Origin of the sequence: Dolichospermum circinale AWQC310F, from assembly GCF_000426925.1 — a bacterium.
GTDB classification, from domain to species: domain Bacteria; phylum Cyanobacteriota; class Cyanobacteriia; order Cyanobacteriales; family Nostocaceae; genus Dolichospermum; species Dolichospermum circinale.
The window spans coordinates 39850-47305 of the sequence record NZ_KE384667.1 but is presented as its reverse complement, the minus strand read 5'-3'; the positions used below and the strand labels follow the sequence as shown (position 1 = coordinate 47305).

The window sequence follows — 7456 nt, the reverse complement described above, 5'->3', positions numbered from 1 at the left end:
CGATACCACTGTGGAAAGTAATGAAACCGTGGCTTTAACTCTAGCTACAGGAACAGGTTACACTGTTGGTACAACTACAGCCGTGACGGGAACTATTACTAATGATGATACGGCTGGACCATTAACCTTAACCGGAGATGCAACCAATAATAACCTAGTCGGAGGTTCTGCAAATGACACCTTCTTGGGATTAGGAGGACAGGACACTCTGACAGGTGGACTTGGTGCAGATAGGTTCAGGTTTAATTCTCCCTCCGACGGGATGGACACCATTACCGACTTTTCTAAGGCACAAGGAGACAAGATAGAATTGTTTGGAACTGGCTTTAATTCTCTGGTGTGGACAGATGGGGTAACTAATGCACTAGCTCCCATTGTATTTTCTATGGGGACAAGTGCCAATTCTTGGACTAATAGCATTATCTATAATAATAGTAATGGTATAGTCTATTTTGATGCTGATGCTTTGGGTTCTGGTTCACAGGTAGCATTAGCTCAACTTTCCCCTGGACTAAATCTCACTAACCAAGACTTTATTGTTAGTTGGGTGTAGGTTCTCAATATCTCCCAAAAACCATGTGGGGACGTTTTATGAAACGTCTCCATATTATAGATACAATATATAGAGCTTTAGCGCACTAACAAAAACTAAATTCTCAGAAATCCTTAGCTGCTTATTAACCCTACCTACCACCAAAAACCATCCTCATTTACCATAATTTACCCTATTTGTCAATAGTACATTTGTACTATCCTCCAAATTACATTATTTGCTGAATAATTTTTCCCCAATTTAGTCTTTCAACCCACTGCTAATTTGTAAAGTTTTGTATTTTTTTTCAAAATAGATCTCCGAAACGACTACAAATAAAGACTTTTAAAGATCATCTTTTTAGCAGGGTGCAAAATTGACAATAAGAACCCAATTATGAAATTCTCAATAATTCTAGCAAATCGCCGAAAGTATTGCAAGCTCGTTGCTAAATAAAAATAATTCTCAATTAATTATTAAGAAAATCTAAAATTGAATTTTACTAAGTTAGGAATATTAAAAGTATGATTGTATTTATATAAGTTTTAATTATACTATCATGTGAAATTTTATGATCACTTCCGTACCATTAATCAATTATTTGCTAGAGTACGGAAAGAAGAACAACCAAAAAACAACGAAAAATTACCAATTTTTATCATTTGGTAACTGACTGAGATAATCATCCATAATAGCTGGTAGTTCTTTTGGTGAATAGGTATAAGTTAAGAATAAAAATGTCATAGCTGTTGTTATAATTGGCTTTCTATCTAATATCTCTGATAATTGAGAACGGGTATATTTGCCATTCATGATTTCTATACTAGCATCAGCGATCGCATCTTCAATTACTTCTTCCTCTATTAAATTTTCCCATTCATCATAATTGACATAATAGGATTTTTTATTTTCTTTCAAGTTGATTTTTTGAATTTCTCTAATTGAATTACGAATAGAAGCCATCCAATAATTTGTCAATCTTTGTTCTATTTGATTTTTAATTAAGTGAATTAGTAATATCTTTAAGTAAGATTCTATATTTCTCAATATTGCTTGTTTACTCATTCCTTCTAATTCATCAATAATTGCTAAAGCATCTAGATAATTTCCTTGTAAAATGCTGTTTCTGAGGTCTATTAATTCTTGAGTCATTGTCATTAACCTCCAGGATGATTCACATATTAATAATAACACAGCTTTTACGAAAAAAGCATAGGTTTCTGCAACCAAGAACCTATGATTCTCTTTTGTCTGTGTTCTCTGTGACTCTGTGGTTCGTTTTCAAAAAGAGTTTTGGGATTAACTGTATTGATTTTTAAATTCCCTCGTAACAATTCAGGGAACAGGGAATAGATATTTTTCTGCTCCTTGTCTTCTGCTATAAATCTGCCAATTGTAATAAATCTAAGCCTTGGGTAAAAATATCATCAATGGGTAACATTTCCCCTGCTTCAGTCATAAACTTATGGTCTTTGGTAGCGCGAATAATTGCCCCATTTTCTAATAAGTATTCATAGACTTCTTGCTGTCCGCGATGATGCCATTGGGCAATAGGTTGAGTATAAAGTATGCCATTACTATCAACAGTATAAACTTTACATTCAATTTGCTTTTCCACAATTTCCCCAATTTCTAAAAAACCATATTCAACAGTTAAAATTTCTGTATCATAACTTAAACAATATTCGGCAAATTTTAACATATCCGCAAATAAATGTTCAGCAACTTGGGATTTTACACCATTTTTTGCAGAACCATCAATAAAATTTTGCTTTTGTTTCTCCATTTCCGATACTTTCTTTTTCCCCATAGCGCGACGGAGTAAATCAGCTTGTCCTAAACTATAACCTGCCATGTCTTGAGCAATTTTCATAATTTGCTCTTGATAAACCATGATTCCATAGGTTTCATTTAATATCGGTTCTAAAATTTGAGTATCATATTCAATTTCTTCTCGTTTATGTTTGCGATTAATAAATTTAGGAATTAATCCTGCATCTAATGGACCAGGACGATAAAGTGCGAGAATAGAAGAAATATCTTCAATATTAGAAGGTTTCAAATCTCGCACTATTTGTTTCATCCCTGAAGACTCCAATTGAAATATGCCTTCTAAATCACCTGCTTCTAATAGTGAATAAGCTTTAGTCACATCTTTTGGTAAGCTAGTATGTTCACCCTTAGCTAATATTTTTTGTGCCTTTCTTTCCTGTTTTGTGATTTCATCAGGATCAATACGATATCCTTGACTTTGTTCAATTAAATCAATGGTTTTTTGAATTAAGGTTAAGTTCCGTAAACCCAAAAAGTCCATTTTTAATAATCCCAAAGATTCCAAATCTTCCATGAAATATTGGGTAATTACAGAACCGTCATTATTGCGTTGTAAGGGAACAAGTTCATCTAATGGTTCTGCGGAAATAACCACACCAGCAGCATGAACACCGAAGGTTTTGTTAGTACCTTCAATTCGCATGGCCATATCAATCCAGCGCCGCACAGTGGGATCATTATCATATTTGGCTTTAAATTCTGGTTCGGGAGTTTCATCGGAAATCATCACTTTCAATTTTGTAGGTTTACCCCGGACTACAGGAATCATTTTCGCCATTTTGTCAGATTCATTGTAGGGAATATCTAACACTCTAGCCACATCTTTTAACACTGCTTTTGATGTCAGACGGTTAAAAGTAATAATTTGGGCTACTCTCTCAACCCCATATTTTTCAGTGACATATTCAATTACCTGATCTCGTTTATCAATGCAGAAATCTGTATCAATATCCGGCATTGATTTACGTTCAGGATTGAGAAATCTTTCAAATAATAAACCATGATGTACAGGGTCAATATTCGTGATTCTCATAGCATAAGCTACTAAAGAACCTGCCGCAGAACCCCGTCCTGGACCAACGGGAATATTATTGTCTCTTGCAAATTTAATATAGTCCCAAACTACTAAAAAGTAGGTGGAAAATCCCATTTGCTGAATCATTTTTAATTCATATTCCAATCTTTCTTTATAGACCGGATCTACTTCGTTGCGAGATTTGCGATTTAATCTTTCTAAAAGTCCCAACCATGCAACCTCCTCTGTATAAGTATCTGCTGTATGTCCTGAAGGGATTGTGGGTGTGGGAATTTGTGGATCACCCATGATGTGATAAGGTTCAACTTTATCCGCAATTTCTTCTGTTGTGGCGATCGCTTCGGCAATGATATCATCGGCTAAATGGTCACGGAATAGCTGGTGCATTTCCTCAGATGATTTGAGGTATTCTGTGCCGCTGTACCGCATTCTTTTATCTTCGCTAATGAGTTTACCTGTTTGAATACAAAGTAAGGCATCATGGGATTCTACATCAAAACAAGAGATAAAATGGGAGTCGTTTGTGGCGATGAATTTAATGTTTAATTCCCTGGCAATTTTGACGATTTCTACATTCACAATTCGGTCTTCTTGAGAACCATGATCTTGAATTTCTAAATAAAAATCTTCACCAAATACTTCTTTATACCATTTAGCAATTTTCCTGGCTATATCTGGCCGATTACTAAGAATTGCTTGGGGAATTTCTCCTCCTAAACAAGCACTGGTGACTATTAACCCCTCCTTATATTGTTTGAGTAAATCCTTATTAATACAAGGACGGGAAACAATGCCTTTACCTTGTACTCCTTGCAGGTGAGAAATGGTGGTGATTTTAACTAAATTTTTATAGCCTTGAGTATTTTTTGCTAATACGACTTGATGATATTTAGGACGACGTTCTTGTTTGTCAATTTCACCATTAATGATATACATTTCGTTGCCAATAATTGGCTTAATCGTCTTACTGCGGCAGATTTTGATCAGTTCCACAGCCCCATACATGACACCATGATCTGTGAGGGCGATCGCTTTCATTCCTAATGCGATCGCTCGATCTACCAATTCTGGTAGTTGACTAGCACCATCAAGCAAGCTGTAATCACTGTGAATATGTAAGGGAACAAAGGACATATTAGTATTTGGTAAAGTAAGGGGATTTTCAACTAACACTTTTTAGTTAATATCTTGTGCCTGGAAGGGAGTAATTAACCGGTTATGTTATAATTTAACATCAATGTTGCGGCTGTTATAGCTAATTTAATTTTAGGATATATGGTTTTGTAATTAGCCTGATAATAAGCATTTAGTAAGCTACTTAGTATTTAATATGCAAATCCAAATCTTCAAAAACTCTTGTGGGGTGGGCATCTTGCCCGCCCCCATTATATAACTTGAATGAATATATTTTTCAACCATTAATTTGTGTTATCACCATTACAAGTATTATCTATGTCTATATTGTAAAGATACTTAGCCCTAATTTTATTAATTCTAGTACATTCAGCTAATATGCAAATAGCTTGTTTTAAATTTTTGGGTGCAGGGTTATAATCGGAATCAATAACCCATTTAACCATATCAATTAATTCAGGATGCCCTTTTTGAAGCCATTGACAGTATTTATCAACAGTAAGACTTCTTAAAAATTCAATATCTTTTTGTAGTGTTAGTGATCTTGAAGAGGGATCAGAATTCATTATATTTTTCACTGCTGTAGTAATATCTAATGTTTGGTGATATTCATCAATTTTCTTGTTAAAAGATTCTTCCAAATCAGGATATTTACTCAGCTTATTTCTAAAGGCACTTAAATTTTCATAAGAATTAGATTCTAAGATATCCTTTAATATTTTTTCTAACAAAGGTTTTTCATATTTAGAAATATCACCTCCTAATACTGATGTAAATCTTGCAATTTCTTCAAATTTTGCAATACTTAAATTAAGATAATTCTGGTCAAGAAAACTAATAATTCCATCTATAATATCTTGTTCATTATCTGCAAATGAGTTATAGTATTTAGACTTGTAAAGATTATTTGCAAGATCATTCAATTTTTTAATAATTTGATTGCTTTTTTCTCTTTCATTGAGAATATGACCTTTTTCTCTAAACTGCAACTCAATGGAATCAGATAATGGAGTATTAACCAACTGACTGATTAATTCATCTAGTTCTTCTAGATTGCTATAACCCATTTTTATTATTTTCATCTGAAATTCAAATTTCTTTCCAGCAGTTTCCCTATCTTCACCTTGAGATTTTTCATAATATTGTTGAGGAGTGTACGATAATGATAATATAATATCAATAGGATGGATACCATTAATAGACCAGCGTTTACAAAAGTCTGTGTCGAGTTTTGCGGCAGTAATAATAATACAATTTTTTATAACTTGATGACGTAAACTATCCTCCCAATTCTCCATTAAGGGAATAAGTTCCTTAATAAGCCATTCAGTTTTGCGTATAACTCGAATATTATTTGTTTCCGTCTCTTTAAAAACCTTTTTAATTATCTCTAGATAATCTAGATAATGATGATCCTTAAATCTGAAATCTAAGTTTTCATCAACTGTTGGATTAAGTGTAAATTCTCTATCAATTACTTTTTCTCGATAACGGTCTAATACTTTTTTATCTTCTAGCTCATCTTCATTATAAATTAGGATAATTTTGCATTTACGTTCTTGCACTAGATTCTCAACAAATCCAAGTATTTCTTCTAGAGGTATTTTAGATTTTCTTTCAAGATCATCAATACATATAATTGAATTTTCTCTAACTATTGAATTAAAAAATATCTCAAGTGCTAAATCACCAGCAATAGAAATTACTGAGCCTGATAGTCCACCCAAAATATCTAGTTTTGGTGTTTTCTCAATTTTTCCAAAGATGCGATTCAACCATTCAAAAAAAGTTTTTATATATTTATTTATAAAATTAAAAACTAATTCAGTTTTTGTTTGAGAAGATTGACTATCAGACTTTAGATCGTTTTTATAATTAGCTATTAACCTTGCTTTTAATTGTTCAATTGAAGAAATACCAAAGATAGAAACATAGTAATAATAGCTTTTTGTATGTTCATATAAAAAATTTTGTACTAGATGGGTTTTTCCAATACCCCATTTTCCATTAACAGCTAAAACGCTATAATCTTCATTTTTTAAAAATCTCTTGAGAATACTTTCAGCTTTTTCTCGATTAATTCTAGCATTTGCTTTATTTGTATTTTGAGTCATAAACTTTTTTAGTATCCAATGACAAAAACAAACATTTTTCTAATACATTAATTATCTTATCTTATATACCTTTGGCAGGCAAGATGCCCTGCCCCACAAGAGGGGATGTAATAATTGAGGTTATTCTGAGCTTGGTTGCCAAAGGCGGGCAAGATGCCCACCCCACAAGAGAGAGGATGTAATAATTCAGGTTATTCTGAGTTTAGTTGCCAAGGGCGGGCAAGATGCCCACCCCACAAGAGAGGGGATGTAATAATTCAGGTTATTCTGAGGTTTGCCACAAGTAAGGGTAATCTTCTGGTGTTGATGACAGTCCTGCTTCTACAGGATTTTGTCTGATATATTGCCAATATGCTTGAAACTCTTCTTCATTTCTGACAATTCTGTCATATCGCTCATCTTGCCAAATAGTTCCTATATGTTTCATCACCTTGGGAATCTGTTTAGCACTATAACCTTTGATACTACTCATAATGCTACTAAGAGACCAATACTCATTTTCTGATTTAAGTAAAGGCTGCATCAGTAAATGTACATGATCTATCATCACCACAAAGACAAATATCTTATATCTTTGATTATTAAAAAATAAACAACTATTCAAAACTATTTCCCTAGCTTCTGGGTTAAGTTCTAACTTTTCCCAAGTATTAAAAGTAATAAAATAACTTGCCCCATCTAACTCCCAATGAGGTAACATCCTATGGTAAATTTTTAACCTTGCTTCTTCCATAACAGAAAAATATTTTCTAGGTTTATTGTAGGATAGGCATCTTGCCTGCCCTATCTTTATATTTCCCATCCTCT

Annotated in this window: 5 protein-coding genes; 1 reads left to right on the top strand and 4 read right to left on the bottom strand. The window is 33.3% G+C overall.

Annotated elements, in window-relative coordinates:
* A partial coding sequence (locus tag ACIR310F_RS0104030; protein WP_028082714.1) for a calcium-binding protein occupies positions 1–553 on the top strand: 553 nt, incomplete at its 5' end.
* A gap of 624 nt (positions 554–1177) precedes the next feature.
* Here the strand turns inward: ACIR310F_RS0104030 and ACIR310F_RS0104025 are convergent.
* The 4 genes from ACIR310F_RS0104025 to ACIR310F_RS0104010 form a co-directional block, all read right to left on the bottom strand.
* Positions 1178–1684, bottom strand: a complete 507-nt coding sequence (locus ACIR310F_RS0104025; protein ID WP_028082713.1) for a DUF29 family protein — start codon at positions 1682–1684, stop codon at positions 1178–1180.
* Between the two features lie 226 nt (positions 1685–1910).
* Positions 1911–4535, bottom strand: a complete 2625-nt coding sequence (locus ACIR310F_RS0104020; RefSeq protein WP_028082712.1) for a trans-splicing intein-formed DNA polymerase III subunit alpha N-terminal partner DnaE-N — start codon at positions 4533–4535, stop codon at positions 1911–1913.
* A gap of 284 nt (positions 4536–4819) precedes the next feature.
* Positions 4820–6649: a P-loop NTPase fold protein gene (locus tag ACIR310F_RS0104015; RefSeq protein WP_028082711.1), complete on the bottom strand. Its 1830-nt coding sequence runs from the start codon at positions 6647–6649 to the stop codon at positions 4820–4822.
* Between the two features lie 262 nt (positions 6650–6911).
* On the bottom strand, positions 6912–7382 hold the full coding sequence (locus ACIR310F_RS0104010; protein WP_028082710.1) for an REP-associated tyrosine transposase: 471 nt from the start codon (positions 7380–7382) through the stop codon (positions 6912–6914).
* Positions 7383–7456: the final 74 nt, after the last annotated feature.